The 19,421-nt window shown below is 45.2% G+C and carries 20 protein-coding genes; 8 read left to right on the forward strand and 12 right to left on the reverse strand.

Annotated features, from left to right (window positions below; all coding sequences use genetic code 11):
• Position 1: 1 nt before the first annotated feature.
• The 3 genes from DTQ70_RS24180 to DTQ70_RS24190 form a co-directional block, all read right to left on the reverse strand.
• Complete coding sequence (locus tag DTQ70_RS24180; protein WP_122933174.1) at positions 2–1,837, reverse strand: sensor histidine kinase KdpD; 1,836 nt, start codon at positions 1,835–1,837, stop codon at positions 2–4.
• A 30-nt stretch (positions 1,838–1,867) separates the two neighbouring features.
• Entirely contained in the window at positions 1,868–2,608 is a 741-nt protein-coding gene (locus tag DTQ70_RS24185) for a GLPGLI family protein (RefSeq protein WP_122933175.1), read from the reverse strand.
• A 130-nt stretch (positions 2,609–2,738) separates the two neighbouring features.
• Positions 2,739–5,534 carry an outer membrane beta-barrel family protein gene (locus tag DTQ70_RS24190; protein WP_164490188.1) on the reverse strand — a complete coding sequence of 932 codons (2,796 nt, stop codon included), beginning with the start codon at positions 5,532–5,534 and terminating at the stop codon, positions 2,739–2,741.
• Positions 5,535–5,800: 266 nt separating this feature from the next.
• Here DTQ70_RS24190 and DTQ70_RS24195 point away from each other — a divergent pair, with 266 nt between their 5' ends.
• Positions 5,801–6,625 carry an aminotransferase class IV gene (locus tag DTQ70_RS24195; RefSeq protein ID WP_122933177.1) on the forward strand — a complete coding sequence of 275 codons (825 nt, stop codon included), beginning with the start codon at positions 5,801–5,803 and terminating at the stop codon, positions 6,623–6,625.
• Positions 6,626–6,708: 83 nt separating this feature from the next.
• Positions 6,709–7,119: a DUF6326 family protein gene (locus DTQ70_RS24200; RefSeq protein ID WP_122934542.1), complete on the forward strand. Its 411-nt coding sequence runs from the start codon at positions 6,709–6,711 to the stop codon at positions 7,117–7,119.
• Here the strand turns inward: DTQ70_RS24200 and DTQ70_RS24205 are convergent.
• The 5 genes from DTQ70_RS24205 to DTQ70_RS24225 all read right to left on the reverse strand — a co-directional run bounded on the left by DTQ70_RS24205 (position 7,091) and on the right by DTQ70_RS24225 (position 9,920).
• Positions 7,091–7,669: a Crp/Fnr family transcriptional regulator gene (locus tag DTQ70_RS24205; RefSeq protein ID WP_122933178.1), complete on the reverse strand. Its 579-nt coding sequence runs from the start codon at positions 7,667–7,669 to the stop codon at positions 7,091–7,093. The two genes, DTQ70_RS24200 and DTQ70_RS24205, sit on opposite strands and share 29 nt — an antisense overlap.
• 50 nt (positions 7,670–7,719) lie before the next feature.
• A complete protein-coding gene (locus tag DTQ70_RS24210; protein ID WP_122933179.1) occupies positions 7,720–8,205 on the reverse strand; it encodes a hypothetical protein in 486 nt (161 codons plus the stop codon).
• 6 nt (positions 8,206–8,211) lie between these two features.
• Positions 8,212–8,688 carry a helix-turn-helix domain-containing protein gene (locus DTQ70_RS24215; RefSeq protein ID WP_122933180.1) on the reverse strand — a complete coding sequence of 159 codons (477 nt, stop codon included), beginning with the start codon at positions 8,686–8,688 and terminating at the stop codon, positions 8,212–8,214.
• A 68-nt stretch (positions 8,689–8,756) separates the two neighbouring features.
• On the reverse strand, positions 8,757–9,185 hold the full coding sequence (locus tag DTQ70_RS24220; RefSeq protein WP_122933181.1) for a hypothetical protein: 429 nt from the start codon (positions 9,183–9,185) through the stop codon (positions 8,757–8,759).
• 159 nt (positions 9,186–9,344) lie between these two features.
• Positions 9,345–9,920, reverse strand: a complete 576-nt coding sequence (locus DTQ70_RS24225; RefSeq protein WP_122933182.1) for a Crp/Fnr family transcriptional regulator — start codon at positions 9,918–9,920, stop codon at positions 9,345–9,347.
• A 159-nt stretch (positions 9,921–10,079) separates the two neighbouring features.
• Between DTQ70_RS24225 and DTQ70_RS24230 the strand changes: the two genes are divergently transcribed.
• Entirely contained in the window at positions 10,080–11,117 is a 1,038-nt protein-coding gene (locus DTQ70_RS24230) for an alpha/beta fold hydrolase (RefSeq protein ID WP_164490189.1), read from the forward strand.
• A gap of 20 nt (positions 11,118–11,137) precedes the next feature.
• On the forward strand, positions 11,138–11,638 hold the full coding sequence (locus tag DTQ70_RS24235; RefSeq protein ID WP_122933184.1) for a cupin domain-containing protein: 501 nt from the start codon (positions 11,138–11,140) through the stop codon (positions 11,636–11,638).
• Here DTQ70_RS24235 and DTQ70_RS24240 read toward each other — a convergent pair.
• From DTQ70_RS24240 to DTQ70_RS24255, 4 genes are read right to left on the reverse strand one after another with little or no spacing between them, the layout of a single operon-like run.
• Positions 11,635–12,309: an ABC transporter ATP-binding protein gene (locus DTQ70_RS24240; protein ID WP_122933185.1), complete on the reverse strand. Its 675-nt coding sequence runs from the start codon at positions 12,307–12,309 to the stop codon at positions 11,635–11,637. The genes DTQ70_RS24235 and DTQ70_RS24240 overlap by 4 nt on opposite strands.
• Before the next feature lie 24 nt (positions 12,310–12,333).
• A complete protein-coding gene (locus DTQ70_RS24245; protein ID WP_122933186.1) occupies positions 12,334–13,590 on the reverse strand; it encodes an ABC transporter permease in 1,257 nt (418 codons plus the stop codon).
• Complete coding sequence (locus DTQ70_RS24250) at positions 13,587–14,687, reverse strand: efflux RND transporter periplasmic adaptor subunit (protein WP_122933187.1); 1,101 nt, start codon at positions 14,685–14,687, stop codon at positions 13,587–13,589. The genes DTQ70_RS24245 and DTQ70_RS24250 overlap by 4 nt, the downstream gene beginning before the upstream one ends.
• A 29-nt stretch (positions 14,688–14,716) precedes the next feature.
• Positions 14,717–16,015: a TolC family protein gene (locus DTQ70_RS24255; RefSeq protein ID WP_122933188.1), complete on the reverse strand. Its 1,299-nt coding sequence runs from the start codon at positions 16,013–16,015 to the stop codon at positions 14,717–14,719.
• Between the two features lie 161 nt (positions 16,016–16,176).
• Between DTQ70_RS24255 and DTQ70_RS24260 the strand changes: the two genes are divergently transcribed.
• From DTQ70_RS24260 to DTQ70_RS24275, 4 genes are all read left to right on the forward strand, one after another.
• Positions 16,177–17,313, forward strand: coding sequence for a DUF819 domain-containing protein (locus tag DTQ70_RS24260; protein ID WP_122933189.1), 1,137 nt, complete (start codon positions 16,177–16,179; stop codon positions 17,311–17,313).
• 14 nt (positions 17,314–17,327) lie between these two features.
• Positions 17,328–17,957, forward strand: coding sequence for a hypothetical protein (locus DTQ70_RS24265; protein WP_164490190.1), 630 nt, complete (start codon positions 17,328–17,330; stop codon positions 17,955–17,957).
• Between the two features lie 79 nt (positions 17,958–18,036).
• Positions 18,037–18,909, forward strand: a complete 873-nt coding sequence (locus tag DTQ70_RS24270; RefSeq protein WP_122933191.1) for a glycosyltransferase family 2 protein — start codon at positions 18,037–18,039, stop codon at positions 18,907–18,909.
• A gap of 46 nt (positions 18,910–18,955) precedes the next feature.
• On the forward strand, positions 18,956–19,372 hold the full coding sequence (locus DTQ70_RS24275) for a DUF1801 domain-containing protein (protein WP_122933192.1): 417 nt from the start codon (positions 18,956–18,958) through the stop codon (positions 19,370–19,372).
• Positions 19,373–19,421: the final 49 nt, after the last annotated feature.

Consider the following 19,421-nt stretch of genomic DNA (forward strand, 5'->3'; position numbering starts at 1 on the left):
CTTACGCTTTGGGTAATGTAATGGTAAATGTACTGCCTTTTCCTGCTTCGCTGTTCACGGAAATCGTTCCCTGATGCTGTTGTACTACCGAAGCGACGTAGTTGAGTCCCAAACCGTAGCCTTTGACGTTGTGGGTGTCGCCCGTGGGTACGCGGAAAAATTTATCGAAAACACGGGTTTGGTATTCAGCGGGGATGCCAATGCCCTCGTCGCTAACGGTGAGGGTAAGTTGGGTGGGTGTTTCAGACAACTGTAAGGTGATTTCGGGAGTATTTTCGCTGTATTTCAGGGCGTTGTCTAATAAATTATAAATAACGTTGGTCAAATGAACGCGGTCAGCGGTGAGTAAAAAGTTGCTGCCTTGGGTTGTAAACTGCACGTTGGCGCGGAATTTCTCAAACTGAATTTTCATGGATTGAAGCACTTGCTCGACCAATTGCGCGGCATCCAACTCCTCTTGATTAAGCTGCAAACCTTGTTGCTCGAAAGTTGCCATCTTTAGTACTTTGTCCACCAAAAGCGTCAGCCGACTAAGCTCATTTTTAGAGATTTCGAGGTATTCTTGGGTCAACTTGGGGTTTTGAGCAGCGCCAAAATTTTGCAATGCTTCGATGGCAACACTCACCGTAGCAATGGGCGTTTTTAGCTCGTGGGTCATATTGCTGATAAAATCATTTTTCAGCTCGGTCAATCGGCGTTGCTGCTGTAAGTTTCGGTAAATAGCCCCAAAAGCCAAGCCCGTGATGGCCAACAAAAGGAACGAAAATAGACTTTGGGGAATGATTTTTTTTAACAAATATCCTTGATAGTCAGCAAAAACGGCGCGATAAGTACTTCCCATCGGCAGGGCTGTTTTTACGGCCGACGTGGCGAGGGAGGCCAGCGAGTCGGAGGTAGCGGTGGTATCGGTTGTTTTCTTACGAATGACCTTAAACGGCAAAGGAAGGCGTGCTTGCCGAATTTGACGCTCATAGACTTGCTTTATGTCGTTGAGCTGGATCGAATCTTCGTCGAAACGAATGACGAACTGCTTTTCTGAGGCAGTGGTACTTTTTACAGTAGAGAGTCCCAATTCTTGTTTCTTGCTTTCCGTTTCCGTTTTACGAATGGATATTTTGATATTACCGATTTGTTTAAAATCGGATGGCTGACGAATACTGTCTTTAGGGACATTGAGACGAATAAATGCCCTCGCGACTTTTCCCACCATATCTTGTAGGGTATCTGTTTTGGGTAAAGAACGCACAAACATAATGTCTGACTTCCCCGTCGCAGAAGTATCTTGAATAGTCATGGTGGTAATCGTAATATTTCCAACCTGATTAACTCGAATGGCACGTATGTCCTTCGGTTTGGTATTCATCAACACTTCATGAAACTTATCTTTTGCGAAAACACTGCTGTCTTTGAGGTGAGGAGCGTTAAAGCGGGAAGTGAAACGATAAACAGAAGCGTTAGTATCTTTAAACGTTTTGTTAGATTTGATGATAGTGTAAGCAGGAATCGGCGGTGTAAAGTTTTCTACTTTAGACGAAGCTCTCACGGTTGCTTTAGGAAAAGCCTTTTTTTTGAGAGTGGTTTTTGTCGTTAGGGTTTTGATGGAGTCAATAGGCGCAGAAATCTTCCGCTGAATGACCGAATCTTCCATGCTTTGAATGGTGGTTCGGAAGACAATATCGGTTTCTTTTTGTAGGATACTTTTTTGTTCTTGGTATTCTTTACGCAGCCAAAATACCAGAAAGGCCGCTAGTAATAGCATACTAGCGACCATAAGCAGCCCTCCTGTGCGGGTAGCGTACGACCCCGACGATAACGTATTTTGCGTTTTTTTGCTCATTTTTCTCCCCTTTTACTGGGTCAAGAGTTTTTAATTCCGAATAATCCGAAAACCGCCTCCCGAAGCACCCATTTCTTTCATGTACTCGTCGCGCTTCTTGTTAAACTCGGCATTGGTGATTTTCTTGCCTCCTGATGGCGCTTTTAAATCGTTACTTGTGAGGCTTTTGAAGTCAATTTTGGTGGTTTGGTATACCATGTCACCATCGTTGACATCAACTTCCAAAATTAAGCCAGGAAGTCCACCAAAACTAGCAGGGCCGCTTGGAACTGGAATTGCTTCGGTAAACCACGCTACGATTGGCTGATTGTTGACTTTGTTCACCATCGTGGCTTTCATGCAGTCGTAGTTCTGAATTTTCTTGGTTTCGCCCGTCAATTTCCACGGCATCCGTTTGAGGGTATCTTCTACCAAAAACTTTTGCCCCGCTAATTCACGAATTTCGATGTTTTTTTGCAAATCATAATTACGATAGGTCTCGTTTTGTGGAACCCGAATCACCATCCGTACCGTTGCACCATTACCGTCGGTACTTTCCGATTCTTCATTGGCTGGTTGTTCGGCGGCTTTGTAGAGCGATTCGCTACCTTTAAAACTAAGCTGCATTTTGTTGGTACGAAATTCAGGAATCATGGCCTTCATCGATTCATCTTGGAGGCGTTTGTGCATGTTGATTTTTTGGTCGTACGACACCATTCCTTCGTTTTGCTGGGCCATGACGGTCACTAAAGGACTCACCGCCAAAAGAAATACTAAGAGTTGTTTTTTCATTGGGTTTGATGGTTAAAGTTGATTATTCGTTTTAATGTCGAATTTGGAATTGTTGTACACTCGGGTTGTGAGCAACCCTCAGCACTGACACACAAATTCGACACTCTGTACTCTACATTCGACACTCCCTCTATCCTCGTTGAATCACTCGAATACCGCCTGAAGGCGCGCCGCCCAGTAGGTTTTTGAGGCTGTAAGTAAAGCTTAGCAAATAGTAGCGTCCGAGCGAACGAATGCGCTCATCTTGAACAAAATTTGCCTGCGCCGTTCGGTTGATACCCACGTTGCGATTGAGCATATCTACAACCGAGAATTTGAGTTCTCCCCGTTTGTTTTTCAAGAAAAACTGTGAGATAGAAGCGTTCCAAATGGGTACTTTTTGGTTGAACGACGAACCCGCAAAGTTGTAAATACTGTAATCGAGCGACGAGCTTAGGTTGAGCGACTTGGTGAGTTTAAAGTTTCCTTCTACGTCGTAGCGTTGGTTGACAAACGATTGATTTAGAGCGCTATTGAGCGAATAGGCCGTTTGGTTGTACGTGATGCTTCCGCTGCTCGAAATGTCAAAAAACTCTTTAAAGCGGTATTCCAAACGGAGGGTGTTGCGGCTTTCGAGGCGGCGCGTGCGATTATCGACATCATTGACGGGAGTGATGCCACGGTTGAGGAGCAAATTGCTACTAAAATTCACCCGCGTATTGAGTGCCTTAATGCGGAAGCCTTTCGATAAGTTGGCGTTTAATGTATAGTCGTCTTTGACATTAACGGGGCGGTAGGTTCGCACCAAGTTTGCATCTACTTGCTGGGCGTTGGTAATGCGGTTAGCGGTGTAGGTAAAATTGGCAAACGCAAAGAAATTGCTAAAGTTCAACTGGTTGAAATTGAAAAAGTTGAGATTCAGGCGATGGTTGTATTCGGGACGTAAGTTGGGGTTTCCCAAGACAATGTTAAGCGGGTCGCTGTTGTCAACAATCGGGGAAAGTTGCTGAATACTCGGCTCACGCACGTCGGCGTCGTAGGTAAGGCTGAGGTTACGGCTGGTTGAGAAATTATATTGGTAACGGAGGTTGGGCAAAAGATTGGTAAACGAGCGTTTGATTTGGGTATTTTGTAAAATCAATTCCCCGTCCAAGGTCGATTGCTGCACGCTTAACCCCGTCGAAAAGTTGTGTTTTTTGCCGTTGAAACGCAGGTTAAAACCGCCTCGTTGATAGATAAAATCATTACGGAATTGATTGCTCAACAGCGCATTGAATCGAGGCAAGCGGCCGTCGCCGTTGACGTCAAAGACTTGTCGGTTGACGTCGTTTTGGGTCAAATTGAGGGCATAATTTAATTCCAAAAAGCGACGTTTTCCCAAAGGCTCCGTGTAGGAAGCCGTAAGCCCATAACTTTGGCGGTCGTTGGTTTGGGTATTGGTTTGGCGCAGGGTATCCACGCGGTTTTTCGCTCCCGACGGCGCATAGAATGAATTGACGGCTTGAAGGTTCCCGTTACGATCGCTTTGTTCTACCCCAAAGGTGAGGTTGGTAGAAAGTGTACGTCCTTTTTTTGCAAACTTATGACGCCACAACAACTCTGAGTTCAACCGAAAGGTATTGCCTTTGGAAAAAGACTGGCGCGTACCCTCGTTTTCCAATAACCCATTGGCGTTGGTGGTGCTGGAGCTGCTACCCGTGTTGGCACTGTTTTGGGCGTAGTTGGCATTATTCGTCCATTTGAGGGAGTTGAGTGAGTCAATTTTATGGTCAATCGTCCAGCTGGCTCGGTGGGTGTTGTTGGTCGTATTTTGGGCGGTGTTCTGTTTCGATACAAAACTACCCGTAGGGAGAAACGATTCTCTATTGGTTTCTCTGTCAATGAGTTGGTCGAGTTGGTTGTAGAAATAACTGCTTTGAAGCTCCGTTTTTTTGCTGAGCTGGTCGTTGTAATTGATTCCTAACCCACCCGATTTGACAAAACCATTGTTACGACCGTTAAAATTGAGGGGAATAATGGCGTCGTCGTCGGAGTTAAATTGTAGGCGAATTCCCCCACCTGCCATCATTCTTTGGGCAGCCCCCGTAAAATTCATGTAATCGTCGATGGAAAAACCTTGCTGATTGATGTTGTTGGCCATTCCCAAAAAAGAGAATTGGCGTTTTTTGCTAAATCGGTTGAGGTTGGCCTTCACCGAATAGCGGCTGTCGGGGCCTAAACCCGCCGTAGCCATCCCAAACATTCCTTTTTTCTTCTCTTCTTTGAGCGTCAGATTGATGGTTTTTTCTCGTTGGCCGTCGTCGATGCCTGTAAACTGCGATTGATCCGACTTGCGATCAAATACCTGTACTTTATCCACGGCATCGGCAGGAAGGTTTTTGGTCGCCATTTTGGGGTCGCGCCCAAAAAACTCTTTGCCATCCACCATCACGCGGCGTACTTGCTGTCCTTGGGCTTTTACCGTTCCGTCGCGCTCTACTTCCACGCCAGGAAGGCGTTTGAGCAAATCTTCCACGACGGCGTTGGGTTGTACCTTAAACGACCCCGCATTGTATTCAATGGTATCTTGTTTAATCTTTACAGGGTCACGTTCTCCTTTGACCACCACCTCGTTGAGGTCTTTGGGAATGGGTAACATTTTAATAAAACCAAGGTCAAGGACTTCGCTTGTTTGGGAGGCAATGTTTTGCTGAACGGGCTGTAAGCCAACGTAGGTTATTTTAAGAAAATAGGCTTCGTTGGCCAAGTTTTTAAACTCGAACGCTCCCGTACTTTGAGAACGAGCAAAAGAAACCAACGACGTGTCTTTCCCGTCGAGGAGCATCACGGTGGCACCGTCCAATGGTCGGTTGGCTGAGTCGCGCAGGGCGCCTTTGATGCTGATTTTTTGGGCAAAAGCAGCACTTGAAATCAGGACAAGTACTAAAACATGTACATAGTTTTTCATATAAAATAGCTGATTAAGTGGCGAGGGTTGCTCACAACCCGAGTACGCTAGCCGATACTCGGGTTGTGAGCAACCCTCAGCACAGATTAGAAAAAATAGCTGTTGGGTGAATGGTAATTGAAAAAATTCATGGCTGTAAGGATTTTGATGGGACAAAACTAGGGCAGCGTGCGGAGGAAGTAGGTTAAAGGCCGTTGAAAGAATGTTAATTAAGGTTAAAGCCAAATCCCTATCTTTGTGAATCCTCATCTTATCCTCTCAAAACCATGCATTGTTACTTCAACGGCGCTATTATGCCTGTCGAGCAGGCTTCTGTCAACATCAACGATTTGGGACTGTTGCGCGGCTACGGCCTTTTTGATTATTTCCGTACCTACAACGGCGTTCCTTTTCAGTGGGACGGATACTGGGCGCGTTTTGTCCGTTCGGCGGAGGTACTGCATTTGCGCGTACCATTGACCCAAGCCCAAACGGCCGAAATTTTGGCAGAACTCCATCGCTTATCGGGACAACCCGACGTTGCGTTTCGTTTTGTGCTGACGGGCGGGTATTCGCCTGATAGTGTGAGTGTTGTCGAGCCTAACTGGTTGATTATTGCCGAAAATTTGCCCAAAGACAACCCCGAAGGACGTGTGCGGGGCATCAAGGTACTTCCTTTTGAGTTTGTGCGTGATTTGCCCGAGCTTAAAAGCACGAATTACCTGCACATGATTCGCTTGGCGGCTGAGATGAAGTCACAAGGAGCGGCGGATTTGCTTTACTACAAAGACGGCGAAGTAAGTGAGTTGACGCGCAGTAACTTCTTTATTTTTAAAGGAGATACGTTGGTAACGGCCGATAAAAATATCTTGCACGGAATCACGCGCAGGGTGGTGTTAGAACTTGCCGAAAAAGAGTTTAAGGTAGAAGTTCGACCGTTGTTGGTGTCAGAATTGGAAGAGGCCGACGAAGCCTTCACGACAAGTACCACCAAATGGGTCATGCCTGTGGTGCAAATTGGGCGTCAGATAGTGGGCGACGGCAAACCTGGGCCACGTACGCTCAAATTACTGGCTCAGTTTGAAGCATTGGTCAACGGCTATGGGAAATAGTAGTCGCATTACGTTCTTAACCCAAATCAATCATTTTCTTGTTGGTGGCTTCGACCTTTGTGGTTGAAAAAACGAACAAGAAAATGAACAAGAAAGACGTATTATCAACGATTTGGGTATTTGTTACCATCAATTACTTCTACTGTGACCTCATTGGCCTCATGGACGCCTCGTTCTTGAAGCAGTACTTGACGGGGCAGGTCGAAGGCATGATTATTTCTAAAGAATTTTTGTTGTATGCGGGAATTTTGATGGAAATTCCCATTTCTATGATTCTCTTGTCAAAAATCTTACCCAACAAGGCCAATGCCTGGACAAACGTTGCGGCGTCGTTGGTAAAAACCCTTGTGATGGTGGCAACGCTATTTATGGGAACACCTACGATTTATTACCTCTTTTTTGCGGTAATTGAGATTTTGACCACGATTTTTGTTTTTGTCTATGCCCTACAATGGCTCAAAACGCTCAGGGTTTCTTCGCCAATCGCCGCCTAATTCTGCTCAATGACTCGGGCTTGACGCCGATGTAACTGGCAAGCTGGTATTGCGGGATGCGTTGGATAAGGCTAGGCCGTGTTTCGAGCAGGCGCAGGTAACGTTGTTCGGGGGTATCGGTAAGGTAGGTAGTGACGGTCGCTTGAAATTCGGCGAAGGTATTTTCGACAATTTTTCGGGCAATAAATTCAAGACGAGGGTGTATCTTAAATAACGACTGCGCGGCTGCGTCGTTGCCAATAAGCAAGACACAAGCTTCGTCGCATACCCAATAATGAGGGGAAGGTTTGGGCGTGTCAAAACTACTGAGTGAAATAATCCATTGGCCTTCGGTGAAAAAAGCGGTCGTTTTTTCTTCACCGTCCACGAGGCTATATTGCCGTACAAGTCCTTGAAATACAAAAAAAGTAGAAGTGGCCGTTTGCCCCTCTTGGAGCAAAAACGTCCCTTTTTCAAACGTTTTGATGATTGCGCTGTCCGCAATGGCCGCGGCTTCTTCGGGCGAAAGAGGCGAAATCTTGGAAAAATACTCAACCAGTTGGTTTTTCATGATTTTATTGACGTTGTACGTCCATTAACAGCCAAAAAAGAGTACGCCCCTTACTCCTTTGCATTAGTTTTTATCCTGCGTTTCTTTTGACTTGCTTTTTCTTTTATTAAATCAAAAATCGCAATGGAAGGTAAAATATACTTGCCCATTGGGGCATTAGAGGTAATATCCATCAAGACCCCCCTTAACAACCCAATCGACATGGTTAATGCAGATAAATTTTTTAGATTTTCCACTTCTTTCTCAGGCACTATTTCTTTGTCCAAAATATACCGACCAACGCCTTCTAAGAAAAGGGAATAACCTGCTAGAGGCTGTTTAATATTATTAATGCCTATTTTCGTGAATACATCAAAAACTTGATTTGTATCTTCTCTGGAAGAAATAGCTCTTGTGGTGAAATCTATGTCAATGTGGTAATTACCAAAGAGTTGCTCTTGGACGTTTTCCAAAGGTTCTTCTGGTTGGATGAATTTATAACGATTCTCTAGGAGAAAAAAAGTATCAAGAACTAACGGTGATTTCGTTGCTTTCATAAGTGATTAGGCAGCTGTGTAACTTAAAGTATTTTTTTTGGGCGAAGGCTCTTTCCAAACTTCGTCACCTTGGTCATAGTTTATCTCCCCGCCATACGATAACTCTTTCCAATACCCTTTAAATGGCTGGTTTTTAGAAAGAGTTTTTACTGGTTCGGGTTCTTGTCCTTGATAGCTTACAGCTACTACTTCATCTTTCGGTTTAATGTCAAATTCTATACTTAAAGCATTTTGCAATTTGACAATTGTTTCAAAGTTGGGGATTTTATCGCCTCTGAAAAGTTGGGTTAGCCAACTTGCTGAAGTACCAATCTTGGCCGCTAATTCTTTGCGGTTAATGCCTTGTATTTTCATCTCAGTTTGAATGGTACTTAAAAACTGGGCAGCCATCCAAAGAGCATCTAATTCTACTTGATCTTCTTCGGCAAAATCGAAAAGATGTTCGTAACCTTCAGCCACGATATATTTTTCATTGAATTTCATAGTTTGAATAATGGATTGTAGGTTAATTGGTTCGTATTATTTACCATTACCTCAGAAGTATGTGTATTTTATCGGACAGATACTTTTGGAGGGGGTAGAGTAGGTTTGTACTCATATTGACCTACTTTTTCAATTTCGGTAATTTCTCTGTTTGAATTTTTCTGCGACTTTTTTCTTTCGTGTAACCGAGCGGCCACTATTACGAAAACACCTTCGTCGGTGCTAATCTCTTTACAATAAATGCGGTCGTTGGAGCCGCCTTTGAAGAACTTCATTGCCGTCACATCACGACACTTTTCATTAATGTTTTCCTTGTCATATATTTCAGTATTTTTCTTTCCCTCTAGAATATGTTGCAGAAGGTACTGAAATTTTTTCTTGTGTTTTTCAGAACGAGTTAAGTACTCCATTATCTCAGCTTCGTTTTCAGTATCAATGAAAATAGCTCGCTTTCCTGCTTGATTACTTGATAAGAATTTACACGCTCTTAGTGCCACAAAATTAAGCTATTGATTAATTATTGTGCAAATATAATACCAAATATGTTTTTGTATAATTGTTTATCCGTTTTGATGAATTATTTCTACAGCTTAGATAGATTGGGTTTTTAACTCACCTCTATTGTGCTTAATCTATCTTTTCGACTTGTATTGATGTTACTTCTTCGACAGCCGCCGCCTAATTCTACTCAATGATTCGGGGGTGATACCCAAATAACTCGCAATTTGATGCTGAGGAACGCGCTGGAGCAAGTCGGGTCGATTGGTTTGCAAATTGAGGTACCGTTCTTCGGGCGAAGAGGTAATAAACGTTGCAAAATCTTCTTGGGTTTTACCAAAACCTTGTTCTACCATCATTCGGGTGAGCGATTCTAACTTTGGGAATTTTTGGTACATTTCCTTTTCCTCACTTGGATTCCCAACAATCGCAGTCACGTCTTCAACGCACATAAAATAATGCCTCGATGGCTTTTGTTGGAGGTAACTGTCAAACGAGACAACCGCTTGATTCTCTGTGTAAAAGAACGTCGTTTTTTCGGTGCCATCGTCCAATAAATACTGTCTGACACATCCCTTGAGAATGAAAAAGCATTTGGAAGAAATTTCGCCTTCCCGCAAAATGTGCGTGCCTTTAGGGAAAGTTTGAATGTCCAATAAAGCCACAATCGCCTCCATTTCTTGCCGAGGCAATGGCGCGTCTCCGAATAATTGCTGTAGAAGGTCGCTGTTCATCGTGTTACAAATCTGGGTACAAATGTCTGAGTTTTGGCTCAATCTTACGGCTGAAAAATGATGTGTGGTTGCTTTCTTAACCAAAGTCAATGGATACTGTTGGAGGGGACAATAGCTTTGCATCGTTCATTTAAACATTCACTTTATCTATTATCGGCCATGAAAAAAGCGTTTTTAATGATTGCCCTCTTCCATTTATCGTCTTGTGAAGACGACAAACCAACGGTTGTTCAGCCCATTGCTGAATCATCGTATTTGGACATCAACGGCACCAAACAGTTTGTGATGATTCGGGGCGCCAATCCCCAAAATCCCGTTTTGTTACACTTACACGGAGGGCCAGGGGTTTCAGAAATTGGCGGAATGAGAAAATTTAACAAAGAGTTGGAGCAAGACTTTACGGTAGTTTACTGGGATCAACGCAATGTGGGGAAATCATATACCGAAAATTTTCCTGCCGCTGAAATCAAAGTTTCAAAGTACATAGAAGACGTAAACGTATTGGCTAACTATTTGAAAAACAAGCTAAAAATTGATAAAATATTTCTAGTGGGGCATTCGTGGGGCTCGCAGTTGGGGATGTTGGCCATTCAAAAATACCCCCACCATTTTTCGGCTTTTGTCAGTACGGGTCAGCAGGTTGCGGCAGCCGACGGCGAATTGCAGTCGTATCGTTATACCTTGGCCAAAGCAAAAGAGTTTAAAATCGATTCATTGGTACAGCAATTGGAGTTTATTGGTGAACCCAAAGGAGGTGATTTTAGAACTATGTATCCTTTTGCGGAAGCGTTTTCTTTGCAGAAGTACATCCTTTTGGAATTAAACCGAAAGATTTATGAAGGCTTTACGATTGAAAAACTTTATGCCAATTTTCAAGAATCAGAGGAATATACCCCAAAAGAAAAGGAAACCTATCTAACGGGAGCTAATTTTGCCAATGAACACATCGTCAACGACCCAGAGTACAACAATTACGATTTGCGAAAACAAGTCCCTGAGGTAAAGGTGCCTGTGTTTTTTATTGCGGGTAAGTTTGACTACATCAATCCAACACCTTTGGCAAAAGAGTACCACGATGGGCTAAAAGCACCCAAAAAAGAGTTTATTTTGTTTGAAAAGTCGGGCCATGACCCTGCGTGGGAAGAAGCCCCGCGTTATCATTCCGAATTACGTAGAATACATCAATTGGTCAAATAAGACACTACAAACTTACATCAATGAAACCAGCGAATTATTGGGTTGAAAAATACAACATGTTGTCGCATCCCGAAGGTGGTTACTTTGCTGAAACGTACCGTTCAGCGGAAGTGATTCCGCAAAGCGCGTTGCCTGCCCGTTTTGGGGGCGACCGAAGTTTCAGTACAGGCATTTATTTTTTGCTCGAAAACCACCATTTTTCGACATTACACCGCATTCAGGCCGACGAAATGTGGCATTTTTACGCAGGAGGTCCGCTGGATGTGTACGTCATTTATCCCGACGGACGCCTAGAAATCATCCAACTAGGCAATAACCCCGATGCGGGCGAGGTACTTCAGGCGGTAGTACCTGCAGGAACTTGGTTTGGCTCTAAACCCAAGGCTGAAAGTGCGTATTCGCTGGTGGGATGTACGGTGGCGCCTGGTTTTGACTTTGCTGATTTTGAGTTGGGCGAACGGGCACAATTGTTGGCGCTTTTTCCCCAACACCAAGACGTGATTCACTTATTGACGCACTAATGGCGAACGATGCGCCCGTCCGACATTTCGATGATGCGGTCGCTGCCGTTGGCAAAGTCAGGGTCGTGGGTGACGGTAATGATGGTTTGTCCGTTTTCGTGAGAAATTTGGCGAAAAATGTCAAAAACTAGCCCCGAATTGGCTTTGTCGAGGTTGCCAGTCGGTTCGTCGCCCATGATGATGGTGGGGTCGTTGATGAGCGCCCGCGCGATGGCCACCCGTTGCTGCTGCCCTCCCGAAAGTTTGGAAGACTGTTTGCGGGCGTGTTCGGCCATGTTGACAAGGCGTAATTTTTCGTAGGCTCTTTCTTCAATCTCTTTGTTGGAATATTTTCCCAATTTCAGCGCGGGCAACATCACGTTTTGCAAGACCGTAAACTCGGGCAGCAAAAAGTGAAATTGAAAAACAAAGCCCAAATGTTCGTTGCGAAAAGCGGCCAGCGTGTCTTGGGGCAATCCCGTAAGGCGTTGGCCGTTTACTTCGAGCAATCCTTCATAGTCGGTGTCCATGGTCGAAAGGATGTACAAAAGGGTGGACTTTCCACAACCCGACTTGCCGATGATGGATAAAAACTCGCCTTTTTTTACTTCAAAATTCACGTCTTGCAACACCTGAAATTTTTCAGGTTCAAAGAAATATTTGTTGATATGGGATGCACTGAGGACGTTCATAGGGTTGTTTTTTTAGGGTCGAGTTTAGCCTCTCAATATCGCCACGGGGTCGATTTTGGCGGCTTTACGCGAAGGAAAATAACCTGCTAAAATGGTGGTAATGACGCCAAACGCCAGTCCCATGAGGTAATACTGGGCCTCAAAAAGGACAGGAAAGGTTTTGAGGCTAATCATGTCGCCCGTCTCGAAAGGCGTAATCGAAAGGGCATAACTGATACCAAAACCGATGAGTAATCCTAAAAATCCCCCCAAAATTCCGATGATAATGGCTTGGAGCAAAAACACGGCGACGACGTCTTTGCTTCCAAATCCTGTGGCTTTCAGAATCGCAATGTCTTTAAGTTTGTTGATAACGTTCATGTTCATGATGTTATAAATCCCAAATCCTGCCACTACGAGTAAGGTCATCGAAATCACAAAGGTCATTACGTTCCGAATCTTCTTCCCAGCCAGAATCGCTTGGTTGGCCGTGCCCCAGTCTTCGGTGTGGATGTCAAACTGTTTTTGAAGGGTTTGGGCAAAATCAAGGGCTAAAAGTGGGTCGGTCATTTTGATGTGAATGTCGGTGATGTAGCTGGCATCTTTTCCCAAAATCTCCTGCACGGTACTGATGCTGGTGTAGCAGCGGATGTTGTCAATGGTGCCAATCCCGAACCCAAAAATCCCCACTACCCGAAGGGTAAGGTTGCCGCCCGTTGGGGTCGTAACACTGACCTTGTCACCGACGTTGACGTTGAGCTTTTTAGCTAAATTGGCTCCTACCACAATGCCTTTGGGGTTGGTCAACAGCGACTGAAAACTTCCCGATTTGATGCGGCTATCTAGGTTATACAGGCGATTTTCGCGCGGGTAATCAATTCCTGCAATGCTACCCGAAATTTGAATAGGGCCGTTGTTGAAAAAGGCTTGTGAGCTTACTTCGGGTGAGACGCCTAAGACGCCTTTCATTTTTTCGATAAGTCGCACCATTTGCAACCCATTTTTGATGCGAGGAAGTTGCTGCTTGGGTTTTTGGTGATAAACGACATTGACGCTGCTGTCGGAGGTGCGATTTTGGTCTAAAATACTGGGACGCTGAGTGTTGACTTCGTTGTAAATCCGAACGTGCGGGCTGGCGTCAAGCGCCGAATCTTCCAAAAATTGGTTGACACCCTGCATAAAACTAATCATGACGATAAACATCGCAATCCCAAACGTCACGCCGAGCATGGCTACGAGGGTTTGGCGTTTTTTTGCCAAAAGGTGGGTTTGGGCTATTTGGAAAGAGAGCTTGAGGTTCATGGTTTTACAATGACGCTTTTGTCGGTGAGGCCATTTTTGATTTCTACAAGTTCAAAATTCTCCGCGCCTTTGGTGATTTTTATCTTTTGCTTGTCTTTGTCGGCACGTACCCAAACGCTGTCTTGGCCTACTAAATAAGCTTTGGGAATTGTCAGGGCTTTGGGATTGTTCGAAATCACAATGTTAGCCTCGACCGTCAGGCCATAATAGGCTTGCGGAACTTCGCCGACAAAATCAGCATCGACTCGAAACGACTGATCTACCTTATTGAGTTTGGGATAAATCTTCGTGATTTGGGCGTTAAATACTTTGTCGCCATAGGCATCCATTTTTACCACAATGGCTTGCCCGGCGCGGAGTTTTGAAAAATCAGTTTCGTCCACTGCCAATTGAAGATAAACGTCTTGAGGGTTTCCCAACAAAGCCACGGCTTCCCCTCGGCGCACCAGTTCTCCTACTTTTTTATACACTTCATACACCCGAGCCGCTTCGATGCTCTTGATGCGGTAGTTGTCGCCTTCACGAGCATTGACCCGAAAGTTGGAGCGGGAATTTTGGAGATCAACGTACAATTGATTTTTGGTACGTTGCCACGTTTTTTGGCGGGCTGCTACGTCATTTTTGGACGTGCGATAGGCCAATTCTGCCCGTTCTACCTCGACTTTGGCCGTGGCGTTTTGGTCGTAGAGGGCTTTGAACCGAAAATAATTGACCGAATCGTTTTCCAGTTTGGTGCGGGCATTGCGAAGGGCAACTTCCAACTCAGCCAACACGGGCGAGCTGTCCGAAAAATTGGCTTCAGATTGGCGGTAAATATTAGCAGCGGCTTCGGCGCGGGCATCTTGCGACAGGCTTTCCAGCGAAAACAACAATTGCCCTCCTTTTACCACATCGCCTTCGGTTACCAGTTGTTGTTGGAGGTAGCCGTCGGCATTGGCTACAACCTTGTACTCATTTTTGGGAAAAACGTTGCCTGAGGCATACACGGCTTCGGTGAGGTCTTTATAGACGGGAGAGGTGGTTTCGGATTTGGAAGAACAGGCCGCAACAAGCATCGAAAGGCTCAAAGCGACGGCAGAAGGGATATAGCGTTTCATGGTAAAAATCGGTGTTAATGGGGCAGTGGTTAGTTTCTCAACTCTAGCAATTTTGCGTTAATCATCACATCGGCCAAGGTGCGCAGGTACTTGTTTTGGGCGTTTAAGGCTTCGTTAAATACGTTGAGGTACTGGTCGTAGCTCAAAATTCCGCCTCGGTATTTGATAAGCACCAATTGCAAATTTTCTTGGCTCAATTGATACGCTTCTTCGTTGGTTTTCAGTGAACTAACCGCTTGGCGGTAGTTGAGTAAAAGCTCATCGGTTTCGGTCTGAAACTTTCGTTTTTCGTTGTCAAGTTGAAGTTGGGCGATGTCTGCATTCACCTGCGCGCGTCCGATGGCGCTCTCGCGAAGGCGAGCCGTATAGATGGGCACTTCAAAGCGAAGACCCGTGACGCCGATGCCGTACCATTTTTCGTTGAAATTCAGGAAATTAAACGCAGAACGTTGTGCTTGTTCTTGGTAGCGAGCAAAGGCCGATAAAGTGGGCAGGCGGAGTAATTTTTCTTTTTTGAGTTGGGCTTGGGCTACCACGAGTTGCTGGGCACGAAGCTGCAATTTGGGGTGACTTTCTCCTACGCTTTCTTTGACTGTCGGTAATGAAGCAGGAAGAATATACGGAGCCAACGTCAAGTCTTGGGTATGGAGCAGCAACCGCAGTTGGTTGAGATTTTTGGCATACGCCAATTCATTTTGCTTTAACACATCTTCCACACTGAGGCGTGTGGCTCGGCTGCGGTTGTATTCGAGCTGGTCGATGAGTCCTTTGTCTTTGCGTTCTCGCGCAATCGCCACGATGCTGTCGGCATTGGCTAAGTTCCGTTGGAGCAGGCCGAGGTATTGTTGGGTAAACACCGTAGCAAAGTACAAACGAGCGACTTGCGTGCTGAGGTCGTCGGTGAGTACAAGCGTTTGTAAATCAGTTAGTTTTTGGTTTTGTTGGGCAAGCTGAATATCTTGTTTTAATCCTGCATTCCAAAGCGGGGCGCTGGCTTCGAGCCCAGCGGTGAGGTTAAACGGAACCCCAAATTGAACGCCGCGAAACTCTCCCTCCTTTCCTCCAAAAAACTGCGCAGGAATAAGCTGAGTAGGCAACACAAAGTTGTAATCCAATGCGGTTGTAAATTTAAGTTGGGGAATACGCGCACTCTGGGCAGCGGTGACGTTCCAAGACTGGATGCGGGCATTTTGTTGGGAAATCAGAAGGTCGGCGTTTTGCTTTTTGGCCAGCTCGATGGCTTCGTTGACCGTCGAAATGACCGTTTGGCTGAAGCCATGAGGAGACCCTAACAACAACGAAATACAGGCAAGAATGAGCTTTTTCATACGGCTCTAAGTTTCAGTATCTGAGGTGTAGTGATTACATTTGGTAAAAATCACGGAACAAAGCAAAAGTATCCATGACGAATGTCACCTACGAAGGTGAATGAAGCGGAAGAAAAGCTGCTGAAAACGGAAAATTTGAAAGCAAAACCCTTTAACTCGTAATGAATTCTCTCTACATCTTGACGATGCTCTGTGCCAATGTGGTACTGGCCGAATGGCTGACCAAATTCCCTTACCTGCGCTCAATGGGAGCGGCGTTGCTGGTGATTATCACCACGGCTATCACCGCCAATCTGGGCCTGATTCCATCGTCGAGTGAGGAAGTGCCCGTTTATGATGGTATTTTTTCGTACCTAGCGCCCCTATCTATTTTCTTTTTGATGCTCAAAGCCAACTTGCGCAGCCTCCGAAAAGCGGGAGGTGTTATGCTTTCGTTGTTTTTATTGGGGTCAATTGGGACAATTTTAGGCGTTATTGTAAGCCTACAACTTTTTGATGCTCCCCGCTCCTTGGGCGAGCTTCATTATGCCATTGCGGGCATGTTTACGGGGACTTACATCGGGGGAAGTGTCAATTTCAACGCCGTTGCGCTGCATTATGGAGTTTCCAAAGCTGGAACATTATACGCAGCAACTACGGCGGCTGATAATATCATTACGGCTATTTGGATGGTAGGAACACTGGCCATCCCCCAATTTTTGAATCGCCTTTATCCGCGTAAAAAAGCCCAAGAAACTCTAAAGTCGGCCGATTTGGACGAACAATTGAGTGAAAACGAAACTGTAGGCCCCAAAGACGTGGCGTTGTTGGTCGGGTTAGGGGTTCTGAGCATTTACCTGTCCCAGCAAATCGCCCAGTGGATTCCTTCTATCCCTGTGGTGTTGATTCAAACGACCTTGGCGTTAGGTTTGGCCCAAATTCCCGCCATTCATCAGTTGGCAGGCTCGCGGATGTTAGGGTTGTTGTGCGTCTATTTATTTTTGGCAGTTATTGGCGCTTATTGCGACATTCCTGCGCTGGTAAAAGACGGGAAATTGGCGTTTACTTTGTTGGGCATTATTACCGTTTTGGTGTTGATTCACGGAAGCATTGTTTTTGGCATAGGTGCGTTGTTAAAACAAGATTGGGACATGTTAGGCATTGCTTCTCAGGCCAATATCGGAGGCGCAAGTTCGGCGTTAGCCTTGGCCAAAAGCCTGCATCGCCCCGATTTACAGCTTCCTGCAGTACTCATTGGCGTGCTAGGAAATGCCATTGGAACGTATTTCGGGATTTGGATTGCTGAATGGATGAAGTAAAACAAAATGTAACAGTGAAGACATTCGTAAAGCACGTATTTACCAAACAGTACGGAAAAAAATTCTTAATCTGGGCAGGCATCTGTGTGGCATTCTGTGTATTGGTTATTATTAGCCCTGAGCTTGTCCCCATTTTAGTATTATGCGGAATTGCATCATTTTTTACCGTTCCTCTGGGAATCCTTCTATTATTCATTGTACCCATTTGGTACTTACTAGCACCCAATAAACATCTAGTCACGGCATTACAACTTGCTCTCCTAATGATAGGACTACCCGCCGTATCTTGGACTACCTACTTGGTGGGCGATGAAAAGGCATTAGATATTCGAGCAGAATGGCGTTACCAAGCAGCCGAGGAATTGATTGCTGAATTAGAAGAATACAAACGCAAGCATCAGACCTATCCAGTATCGACGGGAGGAGTTCCTCTTGAATTCAAATCAAGAGAAGAGTGTCGGAAGAATAACATTCGCTATACCAGTCAAGGACAGTTTTTTAGGGTTTATTTTGACTTGTCTTCTCATTCGTTTATCGTTTACAACTATACCTATTGTTCTGATTGGTCGAAAGTACCTCAAGAATCAATCGTAGGCCAACCGACTGAGCGAGCAAACTGGCGACTAATCAGTAGAGCCGATTAATTCTGGGGAGATTATATCAATGAATGGGCAAAACAGCGGCGATAAATCGTAAATTTGACCCAAAAATTAGACCGAAATAATGCACGTTACGGGTTTTACCTTTATTCGCAATGCCGTCAAGTTCGACTTCCCGATTGTGGAAGCCATCACCTCTATTCTACCCATTTGTGATGAGTTTGTGGTGGCTGTAGGAAAAGGAGAAGATGAAACGCTGGAACTCGTGCGGCAGATTGACCCCCAGAAAATCCGTATCATCGAAACCGTATGGGACGAATCGCTCAAAGACGGGGGAGTAGTGTATGCCAAAGAAACGGACAAAGCCTTTCGGGCGATTTCGGCTCAAAGTGACTGGGCATTTTACATTCAGGGCGATGAGGTGGTACATGAAAATGATTTGCCCAAAATCAAGGCCGCCATGGAACGCTGGAAGGACGACAAAAACGTGGACGGGCTGTTGTTTCACTATACCCATTTTTACGGCTCGTACGACTATATCGGCGATTCGCCCACCTGGTACCGTCACGAAATCAGGGTGGTGCGCAACGACAAACGCATTTATTCGTACCGCGATGCCCAAGGATTTCGGAAAAACAACAACGAGAAGCTACGAGTGAAGCTAGTAGATGCCCGTATTTACCACTACGGTTGGGTCAAAGACCCGCGCGTGATGCAAGAAAAATACGTGCACATTCACCAATATTGGCACGGCGGAGACGTAGAAGGCCACGTGAATGTATCGGCGGAAGGTTTTGATTATTCACAAATTGACTCGTTGGCTAAGTTTACGGGAAGCCATCCGCGCGTGATGCTGCCCCGCATTCAGCGCCAAAATTGGCAGTTTAGCCACGATATTTCGCACAAAAACCTCCGTTTTAAGTACCGTCTCAAAATGTGGTTAGCACGCCTAACGGGCTGGTATATTGGTGAATACAAAAACTATAAGCTGCTCTAAAAGGAATCCATTTGACACTCTCCCCTCCTAAACTCGACACTCAAAAATGGTGGAATACGCCGATGCTGATGATTTTTTGGCCAGTCAAACCCCCGAAATTCGGCAGTTGTTGTCGTACGTTCGGCAGTTGGTGATGGTGGCGCACCCCAAAATGAGAGAGCGGTTTATGTACAACAATACCCTCTTTTTTATGTGCCTAGATTACGTTTGTTATTTTGGCAAAATTCAAAAAACCAAAGGTGTTGAGATTGCCTTCGTAAAAGGATTTTTACTCAAAGATGAAGCGGGGGTATTGGAGTCTAAAGGCCGAAAAATCATTCGTGGCATGACGTTTCAGAACCTGAAAGACTTTCAGGCGCGGGAGGAAGCGTTTTTAGAAGTGTTGCAAGAAGCCATTTTATTGAACGAAACCCAGCCCCAAAAAACCTTCGCAAAGATTATGTTTGAGCGTCGCAAAAAATAAGGGCTGCCCAAAAGCCTTTGCTTTCAGACAGCCCCCAAAAGAGAAGGAC

The sequence above is a fragment of the Runella sp. SP2 genome, assembly GCF_003711225.1.
Taxonomy (GTDB): Bacteria; Bacteroidota; Bacteroidia; order Cytophagales; family Spirosomataceae; genus Runella.